Annotated in this window: 12 protein-coding genes; 2 read left to right on the top strand and 10 right to left on the bottom strand. The window is 58.7% G+C overall.

Features of this window, described 5'->3' with window-relative positions:
- Positions 1-15 precede the first annotated feature (15 nt).
- Together EC9_RS08130 and EC9_RS08125 are read right to left on the bottom strand one after the other, a co-directional pair.
- Positions 16-1,575 carry an AMP-binding protein gene (locus EC9_RS08130; RefSeq protein ID WP_218934673.1) on the bottom strand — a complete coding sequence of 520 codons (1,560 nt, stop codon included), beginning with the start codon at positions 1,573-1,575 and terminating at the stop codon, positions 16-18.
- 13 nt (positions 1,576-1,588) lie between these two features.
- Positions 1,589-2,881, bottom strand: coding sequence for a glucose-1-phosphate adenylyltransferase (locus EC9_RS08125; protein WP_145343928.1), 1,293 nt, complete (start codon positions 2,879-2,881; stop codon positions 1,589-1,591).
- 286 nt (positions 2,882-3,167) lie between these two features.
- Here EC9_RS08125 and EC9_RS08120 point away from each other — a divergent pair, with 286 nt between their 5' ends.
- A complete protein-coding gene (locus tag EC9_RS08120) occupies positions 3,168-5,339 on the top strand; it encodes a Tex family protein (RefSeq protein ID WP_246106017.1) in 2,172 nt (723 codons plus the stop codon).
- A gap of 73 nt (positions 5,340-5,412) precedes the next feature.
- On the opposite strand, the gene EC9_RS08115 is transcribed toward EC9_RS08120, so the two are convergent.
- Both EC9_RS08115 and EC9_RS08110 read right to left on the bottom strand, forming a co-directional pair.
- Positions 5,413-8,529, bottom strand: coding sequence for a WD40 repeat domain-containing protein (locus tag EC9_RS08115; protein ID WP_145343926.1), 3,117 nt, complete (start codon positions 8,527-8,529; stop codon positions 5,413-5,415).
- A gap of 206 nt (positions 8,530-8,735) precedes the next feature.
- The gene (locus tag EC9_RS08110; RefSeq protein WP_145343924.1) at positions 8,736-10,736 is read right to left on the bottom strand and encodes a hypothetical protein; all 2,001 of its coding nucleotides are present in this window, start codon (positions 10,734-10,736) and stop codon (positions 8,736-8,738) included.
- Between the two features lie 343 nt (positions 10,737-11,079).
- Between EC9_RS08110 and msrA the strand changes: the two genes are divergently transcribed.
- A complete protein-coding gene (msrA, locus tag EC9_RS08105) occupies positions 11,080-11,727 on the top strand; it encodes a peptide-methionine (S)-S-oxide reductase MsrA (protein ID WP_246106016.1) in 648 nt (215 codons plus the stop codon).
- A 368-nt stretch (positions 11,728-12,095) separates the two neighbouring features.
- On the opposite strand, the gene EC9_RS08100 is transcribed toward msrA, so the two are convergent.
- The 6 genes from EC9_RS08100 to EC9_RS08075 all read right to left on the bottom strand — a co-directional run bounded on the left by EC9_RS08100 (position 12,096) and on the right by EC9_RS08075 (position 17,862).
- Positions 12,096-13,439: a mandelate racemase/muconate lactonizing enzyme family protein gene (locus EC9_RS08100; protein ID WP_145343922.1), complete on the bottom strand. Its 1,344-nt coding sequence runs from the start codon at positions 13,437-13,439 to the stop codon at positions 12,096-12,098.
- A gap of 46 nt (positions 13,440-13,485) precedes the next feature.
- Positions 13,486-14,340 carry a fumarylacetoacetate hydrolase family protein gene (locus EC9_RS08095; protein ID WP_145343921.1) on the bottom strand — a complete coding sequence of 285 codons (855 nt, stop codon included), beginning with the start codon at positions 14,338-14,340 and terminating at the stop codon, positions 13,486-13,488.
- A 94-nt stretch (positions 14,341-14,434) separates the two neighbouring features.
- Positions 14,435-15,469 carry an alpha/beta hydrolase family protein gene (locus EC9_RS08090; protein WP_218934672.1) on the bottom strand — a complete coding sequence of 345 codons (1,035 nt, stop codon included), beginning with the start codon at positions 15,467-15,469 and terminating at the stop codon, positions 14,435-14,437.
- A gap of 68 nt (positions 15,470-15,537) precedes the next feature.
- Positions 15,538-16,431 carry a cell division protein FtsQ/DivIB gene (locus tag EC9_RS08085; protein WP_145343917.1) on the bottom strand — a complete coding sequence of 298 codons (894 nt, stop codon included), beginning with the start codon at positions 16,429-16,431 and terminating at the stop codon, positions 15,538-15,540.
- 40 nt (positions 16,432-16,471) lie between these two features.
- Complete coding sequence (gene murB, locus EC9_RS08080; RefSeq protein ID WP_145343915.1) at positions 16,472-17,350, bottom strand: UDP-N-acetylmuramate dehydrogenase; 879 nt, start codon at positions 17,348-17,350, stop codon at positions 16,472-16,474.
- A gap of 167 nt (positions 17,351-17,517) precedes the next feature.
- The gene (locus tag EC9_RS08075; protein ID WP_145343913.1) at positions 17,518-17,862 is read right to left on the bottom strand and encodes a BBP7 family outer membrane beta-barrel protein; all 345 of its coding nucleotides are present in this window, start codon (positions 17,860-17,862) and stop codon (positions 17,518-17,520) included.
- Positions 17,863-17,866 lie beyond the last annotated feature (4 nt).

The following is a 17,866-nucleotide window of genomic DNA, read 5'->3' as shown; positions in this document are numbered from 1 at the left end:
CCATCGGATTTGACTCTACACGGGTTCAAAATGCGACATCACGACGCTGCGGCGAACGGTCCCCTTGGCCGTCAATGTTCCACTCTCGACCGCCAACGGAACGTCGATCGCTCGGACGACGCGCGGGATCGCATGCGTCGGCAGATCGCTCAATCGGTCGGCAATTTTTTCTCGCCACCGGACCGCGGCGGCTTCGGTCAACGAAGCGGATTCGGTCGCGATCCAAGCCGTCAAAACCGGCTGGCCATTTCCCGATACGATCGCATGCGTGATCCCTGGCAATTGGCAGATCCGCGATTCGATCTCCGCCGGCATCACCTTCCGTCCCGTGCTGAGCACGATCAGGTCGTCGATCCGGCCGAGGACTTGCAAGCGTCCCTCCGCGTCCAGGCGTCCCAAGTCGCCGGTCTGCAGCCAACCATCATCCATCCGCGCGGCCATCGCAGCGTCTTGCTTGTAATAAGTTTTTGCGAGCCCCGTGCCGCGGCAGAGGATCTGGCCGCGAGCGTCCAGTTTCAGTTGCACGCCAGCGACCGGGCGACCGACGACGCCGGGGGCGGCATCCTGGGGAGTCGCCGAGCAGATCACGGGAGAGGATTCGGTCAGGCCGTAACCTTGAATGACAGTGATTCCCCAGTCGCTGTAGTCCTTAAAGGTTCCCGGGGGCATCGCGGCGCCGCCACATCCCAACAGCCGCAACCGATCCAGCCCCAGGCTGGCGAGTCCTTGCTGTGGCGTTTCAGCAGCTCGCGCGACGTGAGCAATCTTTTCGGCAAGATGCGGAACCAAGTTCATCGCGGTCGGCCGAACCACCGGCGCCAAACGCAAAAGTCCCTGGTACCCGTTGTCGGCAGCGAGCACCGATCGGCTGAGAATCCAAGTCCCCACGTCGCAGGTGCGGGCATAGGCGTGGGAGATTGGCAACAGCGTCAGCCGCCGGTCGTCGGGTTGCTGCGGCACGGCGGCTAGTTTTCCAGCGGCGTTGCTGGCGAGGTTGCCGTGCGACAGAACAACGCCTTTGGCATCGGCGGTTGTTCCCGACGTGTACATGATCGCTTCGGTCTGTGTCGGGTCGAGATTGGCCGCCCAGTCGGCGGCGCGCTGAAGCGTCGCGGCGTCTTCCACAGTGGCCTGATTCGGGGAACAGATCGTATCGACGGCGATCGCGCGGCAATCGGCGGGCATGGGGATCGACCTGTCGCCATGCGTCGAGCCGATCAAGACAAACCGAGCGTCGCAATGTTCGATCAACCGCGCGACGTGAGAATCGGGCAACCGCACATCGATCACGATATCGACGGCGCTGCGTGGCGGATGATCGTCGTCGGAATAGAGACCGACTAACCGCAGTGCTCCCAGCAGGACAACCAACTGACGGCTGTTGTCGCACAGGATCGCGACATGCTGGCCGGGGGAGATTCCCCAGGCCGCCATACGCTCGGCGGCCTGGAGTGTTTGAATGCCGATGTCCGACCAGCTGAAGGAGCGGGCCGACGCGTGATCAAACGCGTCGATCCAAGCCAAGGCAGCGGGATGTTCGACTGCATTGGCTAACAGTTGCTCAATCAAAGACATCGTCGCAGACTCTTTACGATAGCTTCCAACCGTCGGGGAGCGATGCGTTTTTGCAGACGATCGGAATCCCGTCGCGGACCGGGCACTCTTCGTGCGTGTCGCTCTCTTGAACGTTCGCATCGTTGACGATCCGCACGTTTTTGCCGACGCGGCAATTTTTGTCCAGGATCGCACCCTGAACCACGCTGCCAGCACCGATTCCGACGGGCGGTTTGCCCTGAGACGCAGCGGTTTGTTGGCGGGTGGAGCTCTCGTAATCGTCGGCACCCATGATGATGCTGTCTTTAATGACAACGCCTTCACCGATAATACAACGCAAACCAACGACACTGTTTTCGATCACAGCACCTTTTTCGATGCGGCAACCGTCGGCGATCAGACTGCCCGTCACTTGAGCGCCTTCCATGAAGGTTGGCGGCAAGAAACGAGGGCGGCTGTAAACCGGCGACTCCGAATCGTTGAAGTTATAAGGCGGGGTACGCTGAGCCAAACTCAGATTGCATTCGTAAAACGCCTTGATCGTTCCGATATCTTCCCAGTACCCATCGAACAGGTGCAATTGAACCTTCCGCGATCGAATCGCGGCAGGGAAGACTTCGCGACCAAAATCCTGGTACTGCGTCTTTTGCAGGAAATCGACAAGCGTGTCGCGATTGAAGATGTACAAGCCCATGCTGGCAACGCAATCGCGGCCATGGCTGGGAATACCTTGTTTGTCGAGCCACGCCGGATCCATCTTGACCATGTCGATCTCTTCGGGCGTCTGCGGTTTCTCAAGGAACCCGACAACGCGCCCCGAATCGTCGACACGCATCACTCCCAAAGCGTGCGCGTCGTCGCGGGAAACGGGAATGCCCGCGATCGTCACGTCGGCTCCCGATTCGATGTGCGTCTTCATCATGTCGCCGTAATCCATGCGATACAATTGATCGCCCGACAGGATCAACACATGCTCGACGAAGTCCTGTTGGATGTAGCTGAGGTTCTTGCGGACCGCGTCGGCGGTGCCCTCATACCAGTCCTCTCCAGAGCCCTCGGTCTGCTGTGCCGCCAACAACTCGACGAAACCGCCGTTGAAGTTATCGAACGAATAAGTCTGCCGAATATGACGGTGCAGACTTACCGACAAGAACTGTGTCAGGCAATAGATCTTGTTCACGCCACTGCTGATGCAGTTGCTGATCGGAATATCGATCAGGCGGTACTTCGCAGCCAAGGGAACGGCGGGTTTCGCACGAATCTTGGTAAGCGGAAATAGACGTGTTCCGCGGCCACCACCTAAAATCAGCGCAATTGTATTACGCATTGTGTCTCCAAAACCAAAAGGCTCAGCTCGAATGCACACCAAACAGCAGACTGTGCTTGACGCAATTAATGAGATGAGAATATATCAGACTTTGACTTGACGGGCACTCACCCCACCCAACGCATTTTGACCATTTCCACGCAACCCGGACCGTCGGGTTCCGTCTCGTGGGGTTGGGAAAGAGGCGACTATCGTACGCATCAGGCGTATAGTAGCCGATACGGTGTTCCTTTCCGGCCAGTCCTCCATAATTTGCCTCCGCATCCTTCATCGAACGATAATCCGAATGGCAGCAAAAAACGAAGTGGCATTTGATCGCAAGCAAACGATTCAGGCAATCGCTGCGGAGTTGAACGTTCCCCCCCGGCAGATCGAAGCGGCTGTCGACCTGTTGGACGAAGGCAATACGATCCCGTTTATCGCTCGGTATCGCAAAGAGGCGACCGGCGGGCTGGACGAAGTCGCGCTGCGAGCGATCGAAGACGCTTTGGAAAAAGCGATGGCGTTGGCCTCGCGAAAAGCGACAGTTCTGAAGACGATCGACGAACAGGGAAAGCTGACCGCGGCGCTGCGTCGGCAAATCGAAGCGTGCAACGACTTGCAAACGCTCGAAATTTTGTACCTTCCCTACAAGCCAAAACGTCGCACGCGAGCGACCGTCGCCAGACAGAAGGGGCTGCAACCGCTGGCCGATCTGCTGCTCGATCCGTCGGCGTCGAAGAAGTCCAAAGATGAAATCTTGGCGGAGTTTGTCAACGCGGAACTCGAGGTCCCCGATCGCGAAGCCGCACTGCAAGGGGCGTTGGATATCGTCGCCGAACAGTGGTCCGAAAACGCCGAGACCCGCACCTGGATGACCAAGCAGGCGTTTGCCACCGGCCGGATTACGTCGCAGGTCCGCCGCGGCAAGAAGGACCAGGCCGACAAGTTCGAACAGTACACCGACCATCGCGAACCGGCCAAGAAGATCCCTTCGCACCGTCTGTTGGCGATGATGCGAGGCGATTCCGAAGGCGTTCTGCGGATCGGAGTCGAACTTGACGACGACCATCTGCTTCGCGACCTGAAACCCAAACTGGTCCCCGGCCGCCAATCACCGTTTCAAAAAGAACTACTGGCGACGGTCGACGACTGCTACCAACGCCTGCTGATGCCGGCTACCGAATCGAGCGTTCTGCAAACGCTGAAACAACAAGCCGATGAAGAAGCGATCGCCGTCTTTGGCAAGAACCTTCACGAACTGTTGATGTCGCCTCCGGCGGGTCCCCGCGTGACGATCGGGATCGATCCCGGATTCCGCACCGGATGCAAAGTCGCTGTCGTCGACGGGACGGGCAAATTCCTGACGAACACGACGATCTACCCCACGCCTCCCAAGAGCGACCTGGCCGGCGCCGGGGCAACGCTGCTGAAACTGATCCAGAAACTTGACGTCGAATTGATCGCGATCGGCAACGGAACGGCGTCGCGCGAGACCGACGCCTTTGTCGGCGACCTGATCAAAAAACATAATTTGGCGGTGACGAAGGTCATGGTCAGCGAATCTGGAGCGTCGATCTATTCGGCCAGCGAATTGGCGGGCAAAGAGTTTCCCGACCTCGACATCACCGTCCGCGGCGCGATCTGCATCGCTCGGCGGTTACAAGATCCGCTGGCCGAATTGGTTAAGACCGATCCCAAATCGATCGGCGTCGGCCAATACCAACACGACGTCAATCAATCGCAGCTGCGAAAGTGTTTGGATCGCGTCGTCGAATCGTGCGTCAATAACGTTGGCGTCGATCTGAATATGGCTAGCGTTCCGCTGCTGTCGCACGTCGCTGGGATCGGCCCCAAATTGGCCGAGAACATCGTCGAATATCGCAACGCCAACGGTCGCTTCACCGATCGCAAACAGCTGACCAAAGTGCCGAAGCTGGGGAAGAAGGCGTTCGAACAAGCTGCCGGCTTTTTGCGGATTCGCGATGGCAAACAGCCGCTGGATAATTCAGCGGTCCATCCCGAAAGCTACCCGATCGTCGATCGGATGGCGAAGCGATTGGGATCCGATTCGAAGTCGCTGGTCGGCAACGCGACGCTCAGTCAAAAACTGAAGCCCGAAGAATTTGTCGACAACAAGGTCGGAATCCCCACGATCGCCGATATCATCAGCGAGCTGGGCAAACCGGGACGCGACCCGCGCAGCGAATTTAAAGTCGCGCAGTTCGATGATTCCGTCAACGCGATCGAAGATCTCAAACCGGGATTGGTTCTCGAAGGAGTGATCACCAACGTCACCCACTTCGGCGCCTTCATCGACATCGGCGTCCATCAAGACGGGCTGATCCATATCTCCCAGCTATCGGACACCTACGTCGAGGACCCCAGCGATATCGTGTCGGTCGGCGACGTCGTCAAAGTGAAAGTGTTGGAGATCGATATCCCGCGGAAACGAATCTCCGTCACGCGAAAGTTCTAGTGATCGCCGGCGTCGTACTCGCAGGCAGAACCCGAGATGAGCTCTGCCGTTGCGTTTACCTATAACGCGGCGATCATTCGTACTTCTGCGTCTCTTTTCCCGCTTTGTCGACGATCTTGGCATTCCCGTCGGCTCCTCCCAGAACAAACAGCGTCCCGTCGCGGTTGGACGCCAAGGCGTACAGATAGCCTTCGGCCACCTTGGCGTTTGTCTCGCGGCCGCCATTGTCGGTGCGATAGACGCGGAAGTGGTTGTCGCCGCTGACAAACCCGACGCGGTCATCGCGTCCGACGTAAACCAGTCGGGTCAGTTCCCCGGTCAATCCACCGATCGTTCGCTTCGCCTGCCCCGTCGACACATCCCAGATCTTGACGGTTGCATCGGCCGATGCGCTGGAGAGTTGCCGGTTGTTAACGTTCCAGGCGATCGAGTTGACGTGATGGGTGTGCCCTTCGAGCGTCTTCAGCAACTCGCCCGTCTCGATATCCCACAATTTGATCATTCGATCCGAGCTGCTGGTCGCCAACGTCTTGCCATCGGGAGAGAAGCGTGCGCACAGGACGGTGTCGGTATGCGGGTTATCCAACGTGCGGACCAGCGAACCGTCGGCTAGATTCCAGATCTGCACCTCGCCGCTTCGCGAGGGTTCCCCGCCGCCAGTGACCAACCACTTGCCAGTCGAATCGACGTCGACCGTCAGCACGCGGTCGGAAAACGGACTCTCGCCGCTGGGCGAACCGATCATCCGCTCTTGGCCCCACAGAGTCTTAGGCAAGCGATAGGCTTTGACATTGCCGTTGTCCCCCCGAATCAAGACGCTCTGCGATCCGGCGGCGACAAGCTCGCCTCCCTTGTCCAATGCCGTGATCCAGTCTCCAGCCGCAGTCCACAGATTCCACTGTCCCGACGCGCTCGATTGAGTGACCAGGAACTTGCCGTCATTCAGAACCGCCAGCGCCTTGTCGGCAGCCAGCGATTGATCTTGAGCCGCTTTCGCAGCCGCTTCCATCTTCTTCCGTTCTTCCTGCTCCGCCTTCGCCGCCGCAACCAGCTTGGTTTGCGAAGCGACTTCTTCAGTCGACTCCGCGGCACGCTTGGCCGCTCGCGATTTGGACTCTTCGGACAGCGAGACCGCAGTCTCGGCCTTCTTCAACGCCTCGGCTTTCGCCGCAGCATCCTTCTGAGCCTTGTCCGCGGCATCTGCAGCTTTCTTGACCGCCGCAGCCAGAGCGGCATCGTCGGGGATCGCCTTCAATTCCGCAGCCGCTGCGGTTTTGGCAGCCGCTTCGGCGGCGATCTTCGCCGCGATCGCTGCGACTTTGGCTTCTTGATCCGCTTTCTGTTTTGCAATCGCCGCCGCAGCAGCCTTCATTTCATCGAGCTTCTTTTTCATCTCAGCCTCGACCGCCGCGATCTCCGCTTGCATCGCGGTCATCTTCGTCGCGACCTCGGCTGCCGCCGCCGCGACCGTCTCTTTTTCTTTGACCATCGCCGGCGCTGCGTCATCCAATTGCTTGATCTTCGCCGCCAAAGCGACTCGCTTCTCCATCATCGCTTTCTGCTTGGCCTGTTCGGCTATCAAAGCTGCCTGCGCCGCGTCGGCCGCTTTTTTCGTATCCTCAGCCGGCTTCTTGGCTTCATCGCGAGCCTTCGCCTTGGCCGCCACATCGGCTTCCGAATTGGTGAGGTTCTTCTTCTCAGCGGTCTCGTTGGTCTGCGCGGTCTTCAATTCCGCCTCGGTCGCGGCGACCAATCGCTCGCCGACCAAGACGGTCCAGTTCGCTTGAGCGTAAGCTTCAGCCTGGACCGGATCGAACTTCGGCGATTCGGCCAACTTGCCCGATGCGATGTCAAACATGCCAAAGACTCCCGAATCGAGCGTCGTCCACAGCCCCGCGCCGTCGCGCGTTGGCGAAACAAACTTCGCCGCCGCAGGCAATTGTTTGGTTTCTTTGATCTTTGTCTCCGCAGCATGCCACGATGCGATCTTCCCCGCAGCATCGACAGCCATCAGAACCGCCGCTCCTTCGACCGGCACAACAAGATGCAATACCGGTTTGTCTCCCATCGATTCGGTGACCGGCTTGAACGACTCTCCTTCGGCGATCCAGAACGTCACACCGCCACTCTCGTCGCCGGTGACCAGACGCCCGTTGCGATCCCAGACGATCGAAACGATTGGTTTTCCGGAGGTCAACGTCACGGCTTCCGCCGCGTCGGACTTCACGATCCGCAGTTCTTGCTGCCAAGCGATCGCAGCGGTCTTGCCGTCGGCAGCGACCGCTGTCACCACGGCGGGAGCCGCGTCGCCAGCAAACGCCTCGGGCAATGCGATCTTCTGAGTCCACTGCCACGCATCGGATCCGATCGCCGCAACTTGCACTTCTCCCTGCTTGGTATAGTTGGCAACCTGACTTCCGGTGCGATCGATCGCCAGCGACAAACTGGCTGCCGGATCGAAGCTCGGCAACGCGATCGCTTGCGGAGGGTTCAGAGTCCAGGTTTTGACATTTCGGAAACCGGCCGAGACCAAACGGTTGTCGACCGGCGAGAAGGCGAGGTCTTGGACGAAATCGAGGTGCGGCGGCGTCGGCTTGCCCGCTTCGTCGACACTCGACAATTCAGCGATCGGCGCCGACGAGCTTTTTCCAAAAACGCGGATCTGATTGCCAAAGCTGGCTGCTGCCAGGCGACCGTCGGCCGACATCGTCGATGCGTAGACTGTACGCAAATGGGCGGGCAACGCTTGCCACTCGTATTTCACCATGCCCGGATTGGCGACGTCGACCTTGGCTCCTTGATCGATCCAACGCTTCAACAACGCCAACTCCATCGGACTCAGCGGTGCCGCGCCGACTTCGTTGTCTTCTGGGGGCATGATCGGTTCTTCGATGTGAGCTGCCAGGAGAAACAACCAGCTGGTGTCCGATTTTCCCGCGACCAACAGCTCGTCACTGTCGCTGGCCAACATTTTTTCGACCGATTCCAAATTCACACCGCTCTCATCGCGACTGGCGTTGTGACAGGCGACGCAGTTTTTCTTTAAGACCGGATAGATGTCGGTGCTGTATTTGACCTCGCGCTCTTCCGGCAATTCAGCAACCGGCAACTGTGCCGACGCGGTGAGCCCCGAAATGCATGGATAGGTCAAAACCAGCGTGCAGATTGCACGAGCAAAGCGTCTGTTCATAGCGTTTGAGTGTGCTGAGGAAGCTGAGGCGGGGAAGGGCCGTGCGATCGATTCGCGACCGACCGACAGCAAACATTCTAATCGACGGAGTCGGTCGGGTCTGCATTACGACACTGAAAAGTTATCGGGTCGGCCGAATCGCCGTCGCGGTTGCATCGCCGCCGATCCGAGCCGAAAAAACAGGGCAATCGAGCTGATGTCCGCTTCTACTGCGGCGCGGGCGATTCCGGAAAAAACATCGCGTCGACCGAGGCCTGCCCCTGTTCGGCATAAAACCGCGTCAAAAGCTGCTGCAGCTGGCGGCTTGAAAGCTTTCCAGCGGCCGCGTCGGCGAACCACTGCGGATGGTCTGCCTTCAGCTGCGCCAGGACCTCCGTCAACCGAGCCGCCTCTTCGGCCGAGGCTTTGGCGGGCACGCGTTGTCCGCTAACCAAGGTCATCGCATCGCTGAAAGCTTCCGACTGCTTGTCGGCGATCGCATCCAAATTCTCGACGATCGTCGCCACGCGTCCGGCAACGACTAGATCCATCGCGGGGCTGACGTCATTGACTTGGGCGAGCGCCGCCCGAACCCAGCTGTAATCGCTGCTCAGTTCGGCTAGCTGTTGCCGCAACCGCTGCGCCGATGTCTCGTGCATCTGGAACTTCCGTTCGGAGATCCTGCGGGCGAATTGATCGTAGACAGCTTCGCGGATCTGATTGTCGGGAGCGTACATCGGTGGCCGGGCGCCGACGATTTGCATATCGGGCGAAAACAGCGGGCCGCTGGGAGAGAGGAATTCGGTCATCGTCAGCCCCAGCGATTTCAAGTTCTCGCCGCACCGGTCGTTGATCGGTCGTTCGACCAGCGGAAATAATTGCTCCCACGACACACCCGCCTCTTGAGCGCACAACGCCAAGAATCCAGCGCAATAGGTCCGCACGGCTTCGTCGGGGCGATCGACGATCCCGCGTTGCTCGTGAACCAACGCGGTATTAAAGGTCAGATCAAACTCGGACGTTCGACCAGCCAGTTTCGCCGCGACGCGTCCCATCGCCGCCGCCGACTTGGGATCGCGATGACGCAACACGATCCAGTGCAGGCTGGTCGAGACAAATTCGTCGGCGGTATCGGCTTCGATTTTGGTGCCGGTTTCGGGAAGATCGACGATCACGATCCGGCGGACTCCCGTTTCGTCGGTTACTTCCGCCGCGATCCCAACGTGAGTGAACAAGCCGGGGGAAAGATCGGTGAAGCGATTGTATGGCGATGGATTGCGTTGCAAGACCCAATCGCCGGCTTGAATTTCCACAGGCCCCCAACGGAACGTCGGGCCGCTGACTCCCTTGTCGGCCAGGCGGGCGAGCCACGCCAGCAGGTCGATCCGCAGTTGGCGATCGTCAACCGAAAGCGTTTCAGTTGGCATCTGCTGGACCGCGTCCAACAACTCTGCCGGAGACAACCGATCGCTGTCGGTCAAAGAGGCTTGAGAAATCCCGATCGATCGCAGCGTGTTCAATAGATGCAGTTGCAGCCAATCGGGCGTGTGGGGCCAACGCAAAAATTGGTACAGCGACGCGGTGGCATCGATCTCGTGAGTCGATTGGATCAATCGAAGCAGATGACGCCGCGTAGCATCATCAAACGGACGAGCCCTGCTGCCCGGCGGCGGTTGAACCAACACAAATGCAATCGCCGGAGCGACGATGCCAACTCGATGACGCTCCGCCAAAGAGATCAGTCGCCCGACATCGGGACGCGACAAACGCCGCACCGTCTGACGAGTCTGTTCGCGCGTCGCGTAACGCAGGCGTCCAGAGAAATCGACCCAGGCGGAGATCGTCTTCAAGAAAGCCGCAGCCGCCGGACGAGCCTCGGGCGAATCAGCCGCAGCGCCGATCTGGCCACTCAACGTCCAGAGCGCATCGATGCGTTGCCGCGTCGCCGCGTTGAGTGCAAAGATCTGATCCGCTTTGGCTAGCAGCGACACCGCATCGTCGTCGGCATCGATCTCCACTGCATCCCACTGCGCCTCTAAGACCGAGGTCAATTGATCCTGCAGCGCCGCGAGATCGGTCTGCGCAAGCGTCTGCCAATTCGCTGGCACCTCGGGCAGCACAATTTCGCGAGCCACAGCCGATTGGGCGGCCAAGACGATGCCGAAGAACAGGCAGGCGAAAAGTTGAAACGATCGACAGCCGAGGTGGATGGCAAGTGGAGAGATCATCAGCGGAGAGCAACAGCGGGGGTGGGATTACGAAGCAGAAAGCCTCATCTATGGTAATCCCCACCCGCCGCCGAATCTTGCCTCAGAGCGCGAAACGGCCGGCACCGACGCTCGTTTCTGACGGTTGTGCGCTTGAAACGTCTCGCCGCGCCGCCGAAATCGCCGCGATGTGGTGCACGCAGTGCTGGGAATCGATCCCGACCCCAAAGGGGCGACGGAGGCCATGCAGTCGCTGACAGGCAAGTAATCTTTCGCCTCCAGTCGTCGGATCGCTATACTATACAGGGATCAGCCGGAGTGAGAACGTCGGCCTTGAAGACCACTGAAACGGAGACAGACCACGATGCGTAATTTAATCACAATGGCGATGTTGATCGCGGTGACAGCGGGTGTCGCTCGGGCCGATGAACCACAGAACAGCAGCGAACCGGCTGCCCAAGCAGGAACAGACAACATGCAAGTCGCAACCTTTGGTGCCGGGTGCTTCTGGTGCGTCGAAGCGGTATTCCAACGACTCGAAGGAGTCGAAAAGATCGTCTCGGGCTACATGGGTGGCCGGGTTCCCAATCCGACTTATAAGATGATCTGCACCGGCCGCACCGGCCACGCCGAAGTCTGCCAGATCACCTTCGACCCAGCGAAAGTCAGCTTTGACACCTTGCTGGAGGTGTTTTGGAAAACGCACGACCCCACGACGCGAAACCGTCAAGGGAACGACGTAGGCACCCAATATCGCAGTGTGATCTTCTATCACAACGACGAACAAAAAGAGATTGCGACAAACTACAAGCACAAACTGAACAAGGCGAATGCGTTTCCCGGCGGTCCGGCGGTTACCGAGATCAGCGAAGCGGAGATCTTTTACCCTGCCGAAGACTATCACCAGGACTACTTCAATCAGAATCCTGGCCAAGGGTATTGCCAGTTTGTCGTCGCTCCGAAGGTAAAGAAGTTCCAAGAGATCTTCGGCGACAAAGCGAAGAAAGAATAAGCGACGTTCGCCACCGGCGTTAGCAAACCGTGGCGGTTCGATGCGAACCGCCCATGCTGCTTAACATCGCTCTTCCCGCTACCGCGATCGCGAATTTGCCGATCGCAAATTGACGGGAACCTTGAGGCACCCCCGAATCGCTTAGAGCCGGACAGAAAACCGAGTTTTAAAGATGCGGTGCCAATCCGACCAGAGGTTTTCTGGCCGCTTCTAAAGAAGTGTCTTCTCTGCAGCTCTGCGTTAAAGTTTCCCCTTTTGCGACACGCGGCGATTCGGCGTGGGGAACGAGGTGATTGAAACGCGGAGCCACCGAGATCGCAGAGGCTTTGCAAAGGGAGCATCGGCAGACTTCATCGCTTGCTCGCTTCTCAGTACCCCAGCCCTGGTCCGTTGAGCAGGCCGGTTTCGACGGTCCCGTCGGTGATCTCGAACATCCCTGGGAATTTCTTTTCCCAGCCTTCGTTTCCGGCTGGGCAATACTGGCGACCATTCCCTTCGATCGCGGCCACGGTTGGGATGTGAGCGGCAAGCGATGCGGAGTGCAAGAAGTTGGCACCGATACAGGTGAGGTCCTGGACACACAGGAACAGCTTGTAGTGCTGCGCCGCGGCTCCCATCAGCAACGCCTCAGCGTGCCCCTTGCAAGCTTTCAGCGCGATACCGCTGTAACCCAACTCGCGCGACAGGTGCAGACTTTCCAGATCGACCAACGATTCATCGATCACGACCGGCAACATCTTCGTCACCTCGTGCATCGTGTTTTCGGGGAACCGAGCCAGATCGCGATGCGTTGGCTGTTCGATATATTGGATCCGTCCGTTGGCATCATCGCTGACCTTGGCGACGCCTTGCAGCATGTCGATCACATACTGTTGATTTGCACAGCGTTCGTTGAAATCGAGCGAAAATCGCCAATCGGTCGTCGCCCCGCGGGAACTCTCGCTGGCCACGCGACTGACGCGAGCGACGCGGTCGATATCCCAGTCCAGATCGTCGCCCGCCAGCTTGATCTTAAGATGGGTCAATCCATCGGCTTCGATCCAAGCAGCGAGCGTTTCGGGATGCCCATCGCCGACCGGTTGGTCGACATCGACGTCGGTCAACGGATCCAAGGCTCCGACCAGATGGTAGATCGGCATGCTCGATTGCGGCTGCGGGCTGACAAATTCATCCAGGTAGTGCCCCGCAAAATCATTGCCCAGATAGGGCTGCAGATCGGAGTTGACGTAGTCTTTGCCCAGCAGGCGGTAGCTGCTGGTTCCAAGCGCCTTGCCCTGAGCGTCGAACAGCGCTGCTTCCAACGGACTGGCAGCCAACAGGCAGGCCAATTGCGGCATCGGTTCGGAAAGTTTGGCATCGCTGACGACATCGGCCGCCAACGGTTTTAATAGCTTCGCCAACGTGTGGCAGATCTCCAACGGATGCCCTTCGACTTTCGCTTCCATCGCCGCTGCGGCATGGCGTTGGGCAAGCGTCTCGATCGCGGCCAAGGTTTGGTCGGACGATACGGTTTGGCTGGGCCAGGACCACGCGTTCCCCATCGTCATCGATCCGAGGCCCTCGGCGCGGCGTCCGCTTTTGGTTTCCACGGTGCAGCGGACATCTAACACATCGACCCCCGACACCACGCGACCGCCGAACTTCATCGGCGTGCGATAGGGATTTTGAGTGATGTTGGTTTGAAGGTCGCAGATTCGGATGTTGGAAAGCATTTGCAGGCAGGCGGGGAGAGAGAGTGAGGAGGGTGAGTGCGGGGATTTAGCCTTGAACGATAGAATTCGTCAACGTGCCGATACCGGCAATCGAGATTCGAACCACATCGCCAGCAGCCAGCGTAAAGTCGGTTCCTGGGACGATGCCGGTTCCGGTCATCAGAAACGCCCCATTGGGAAAGCTGTTGTCGCGTCCCAACCAACTGGCCAAGTCTTCAAAGCTGCGAGCCATCTGATCGGCAGCGGTCGATTGCGAGAAGACGGTCTGCCCATCGCGGTCGATTTGCAGATCGATCGTCATCTGTTCGCGCGGCGGCATCGCGGTGCTCAACGTGATCCAAGGTCCCAGACCGGCACATTGGTCATAGACTTTGGCTTGTGGCAGGTACAGCGGATTTTCGCCTTCGATATCGCGAGAACTCATGTCGTTGCCGATCGTATAACCGACGATCTGCATCCGACTGTTGAGCACCAATGTGACTTCGGGCTCGGGAACGTTCCAGGTCGCGTCGGTGCGGATCCGCAATTCCTGGCCATCGCCGCGAACGCGGTGCGGCGTCGCCTTGAGAAACAACTCGGGGCGATCGGCGACATAGACGCGGTCGTAACACGACGCCGCCGCTTCGGATTCTTCCATCCGCGCCGTTTGGCTGCGTTTGTACGTAACACCCGCCGCCCAAACCTCTTGGCGATCGATCGGCGGCAACAACTGGACTTTGTCCAAAGAATGCGGGTCGCGTTTGGGCAAATAATCGACAGCGGCCGGAATGTCTTTTGCGTCTAACAGATCCGATAGCGCTTCGAATTTGCCCGCCGAGAGGTCGAGTGCTTGGATCGCATCGCCGTCGACAATGCCTGCCGCGACGAGCCCGTTGGGTTGTTTAAATTTTGCGAGTTTCATGAGCGTAAGGATAGCACTTGGATGTGGCGTTTGGGAGATGGGGAAAACTGGCAATGGCGGGTCGCGCCCCGCGCACCGTTTCACGGCACAGCGGTTACGAATCGGACTTCAACGCCGCCGGGATGGCATCGGCGGGCAAGCTTTGGCGAACGATAAGATCGATGATCGTCGGAAAATAGAGGATCGCCGAATAGTGATTCGCCGGAACGATCACGTGATGTTCCGCGGAAATTTTCGCTGCCTTGGCCAGCGCCTGGGCATTGGCCATCGGCACCACGCGGTCCTGTGATCCCGTGAACATCCACGTCCGTTGAGGGTCCAAGCGATGCGCGATCCGCAGCGGTTCGACCTGTTGGACCAGTTGCCGCAATTTTTCACCGGTGTACCCAGCGTCGGCAAGCTTCTGGCGCATCTTGGCCGCTTCGTTAACGCCATTGGTCAACAGACTGTGAAAGTCGCCTCCGGCCAGCGTGATGTAGACCTTCTCAAATCCGTCGTCCAGACTTCCCGACAGGGCCGCGACAAAGCCGCCTAAGCTGGTTCCTTGCAATCCGATATGCGAAGCATCGACATCGGGCAGAACGGCGATCGCATCGCGGCCGCGGCGGACATCGACGACTGCCTGACGCATCGTTTTGACCACGTCTTGGTCTTCCGGCTTGAGCGTCCGATCGCGACGGTCCCCGTAATGTGGCAAGTGGATCAAGAAAGCATGTACGCCGTACAGTGAAAGCGTTTTGGCGACCAACCGGCCAACGGTCATCCCCGATCCCGATTCATGGGCCACCAAGACCGCGGGGCGATTTAATGTCTCGCCTTGAGGCCCCTTGGCCACATACCATTTCATCGTCACCCGATCATTGATTGGGTTGCCGGTATCCAACGGCGATGGGAACCGCACGCTTCGCGGCGAAGCATCGCCGTCGACCGTTTCAACAGTGACGTCGAAGTTCGCCGTGGGCCAGGCAAAGCCTTCCAGACAGGCCGTGGCGTCGGAGCTAGGATCTTGCAAGGCGGAGAGCGTATCGCGGGCCGCGAACGTTTCCAGCGTCCCCGCATCTTGGGCCCCTGCCCAATTCGCGATCAAAGCAAATAGGATCGCTGTTGTGGTACGAACCGGTCCGCGCATCTTTTGTTCTCCCGCCTGGCATTTTGAGCATCCCCAACCGCAACCATTGCCGTCGAAGCAATCGCAGCCTAGCGTCTGGCCGGGTCGGCAGCCAGCGGTTGAGCAACGTGCAGATCCCGCAAACCTGTGTTGGAGTCTTTCAACAAGGCTTGCAGTTTAACCGATGCGTGCGGTTCGTTGTTGAGTTCTTTTCCAGGAGCGCTCCCCCAGACGATTTGTTTCCCGTTCTTCAGGACCAAGTTCAACAGCTGCGGACGTTCATCGTGCGGCGACCGCTGCGTAATCGTGATCGCTTCGATTCCAAGCGTTTCGCGATACGGGCACAGCAACATCGCCAGCAGAGCGGCGTCGGTTACCTTTGTATCGCCAAACTTCGACCCGACACCGCTGATCGGATAGGTGTCCCGTTCCACGACGATATGGATGTAATTCAGCGTGTCGGCTCGCGAAAAATCATCCGTCGGCAACAGCACGCTCTGCCCGTCGACGGGAAAAAACGACATCCCATCGACTTCCGGATGCCGACTGACAACCTTCACCATCGCCACCGGGCGGCGATAAGCGACGTGAACGTCGACATTGCCGGTAGAGGTTTTTTGAACGCGGCGAACGCTTTCGATCCAGGGACTGGTAGCAAACGCGTTGGCGATTTGCGCGGTCGCTTGCAGGTCCATCAAGGAGACCTTCGTCAGATCGGTCGCCCGAAAAACCGATTCGATCACATTGGATCGGATGTACTCTGGAGGGGGAGAAATCTGCACCTGTTCGATGTTCAGGGCGTTGTAGCGACGGTTGATCTGGTCGGCCCCCCAGCGATGCCACGCCAAATAGCCACCGGCCACCAACAGCACTGGCCAGAGAAAAGCGAGCGCGGCGGGGGCTTTGATCATGCCCCCGAGGGCGCTACCCAACGTCGATCGACTCGATGCCGGCTTCGCTTCTTTGTGCTTCTTTCCGCCCATCGGCCAATTCCGTACATACTGTGATCGGTGCGAAGCAACGCTACCAGATTTTCAGATTCATTTGCAAGTCGATCCCGGTCTGCAAGGAGACCTTGTCGCGAACATTGTCGATCAACGCTAGCACATCGTCGCTGCTAGCACCTTCGCCAGCGACCAGATATTTTGGTCTCAGCGGATCCAAGCTAACCGCTCCCTGACGCATCCCCTTCAATCCGGCTTGTTCGATCAAATCCGAAGCGGTCGCGCCGTCGGGATCGATAAACGGAGTGATCACGCGCGGTTCATCCCGAGGACGTTCGCTGCGTCGCACGATCCACAATTTCTGCATCCGCTTAGTCAATTCGATCGGGTCGCCCGCTTCCAATTGAAAGCAAGCCGAGAGCACGATCGTGTCGCCCAGATCGCTGTGACGATAGGAAAATTGCAGATCGTCGCGGGTCCGGTGGCTCACCTCTCCCGCAAACGACAGCAGTTCCACCGATTCGATCGCCTGGGCGATATCGCTGCCGCCAGCGCTCGCATTGCCTTGCAACGCTCCGCCAACGGTTCCGGGAATCCCGATCAGATGCCCGATTCCGGCCAGCCCTTTGCCAACCGCCATCGTGACCAAATGCGACAATCGAGCGCCACCACCGGCTGTCAATTGTGTCCCATCGACGTGGATCTCCCCAAGCGAAGCGGCTGACAGCGACAACACGAGTCCCGGGAAGCCCGATTCGCGAACCAGCAGGTTCGATCCGCCACCGAGCACGCGGATTGGGATTTCGGCGGCATGGGCGGCGCGGACCAAATCGATTAATTCGTCGCGCGACGTCGGCTCGGCGAAATAGCGGGCCGGTCCACCGATCCGCAGCCAGGTGTAAGGGGCCAACGATTCATCATTGCAGATCAAATGCTGCAGGTGTTCAGGAAATGCCATCGATTAAGTTCTGCCAATCGCGAGAGAAACCACCATGGTGAAAGGACCTAATGTCGCACATCGAGCCCCGTTTCGACAAGCCGAGACGCCGGCAAAACCAACCGCTTCGTCAAGCGTTTGCTATGGCGAGAGGCCCGAGAGAAGCCCATTTTGCTGCGGCAAATACTTTAGAACCGGATGTCGGCACCAAAATTGGCACCGTGAGCCCAGAAATCGGTCTCGCGGAATTCGAATTCGGGACGCAGGACCGAGTCGACCAGCGGCATTTGTTCGGGCGGGAACAGGTTGGGGTTCAGATCGGTATCGATCTGGTCTCCAGCTCGGACAACGTTGCTGAGATAGAACAGCGAATATCCGGCGCGAAGCGTGACGTAACGCGTCACCCGAGCGCCGAGGTTGAAGGTCAACTGAGGCAAGACCGCCAGTTCGTTCCGCTTGTATTCGCCGATGTTCGTCCGCTGGGCCAGCACGCCGAAAGCGTTAAGCTGGCTCTTTACAAAAGAACATGACACCCCT

This window comes from Rosistilla ulvae (assembly GCF_007741475.1).
GTDB lineage: Bacteria > Planctomycetota > Planctomycetia > Pirellulales > Pirellulaceae > Rosistilla > Rosistilla ulvae.
This window is presented reverse-complemented; position numbering and strand designations above follow the sequence as displayed.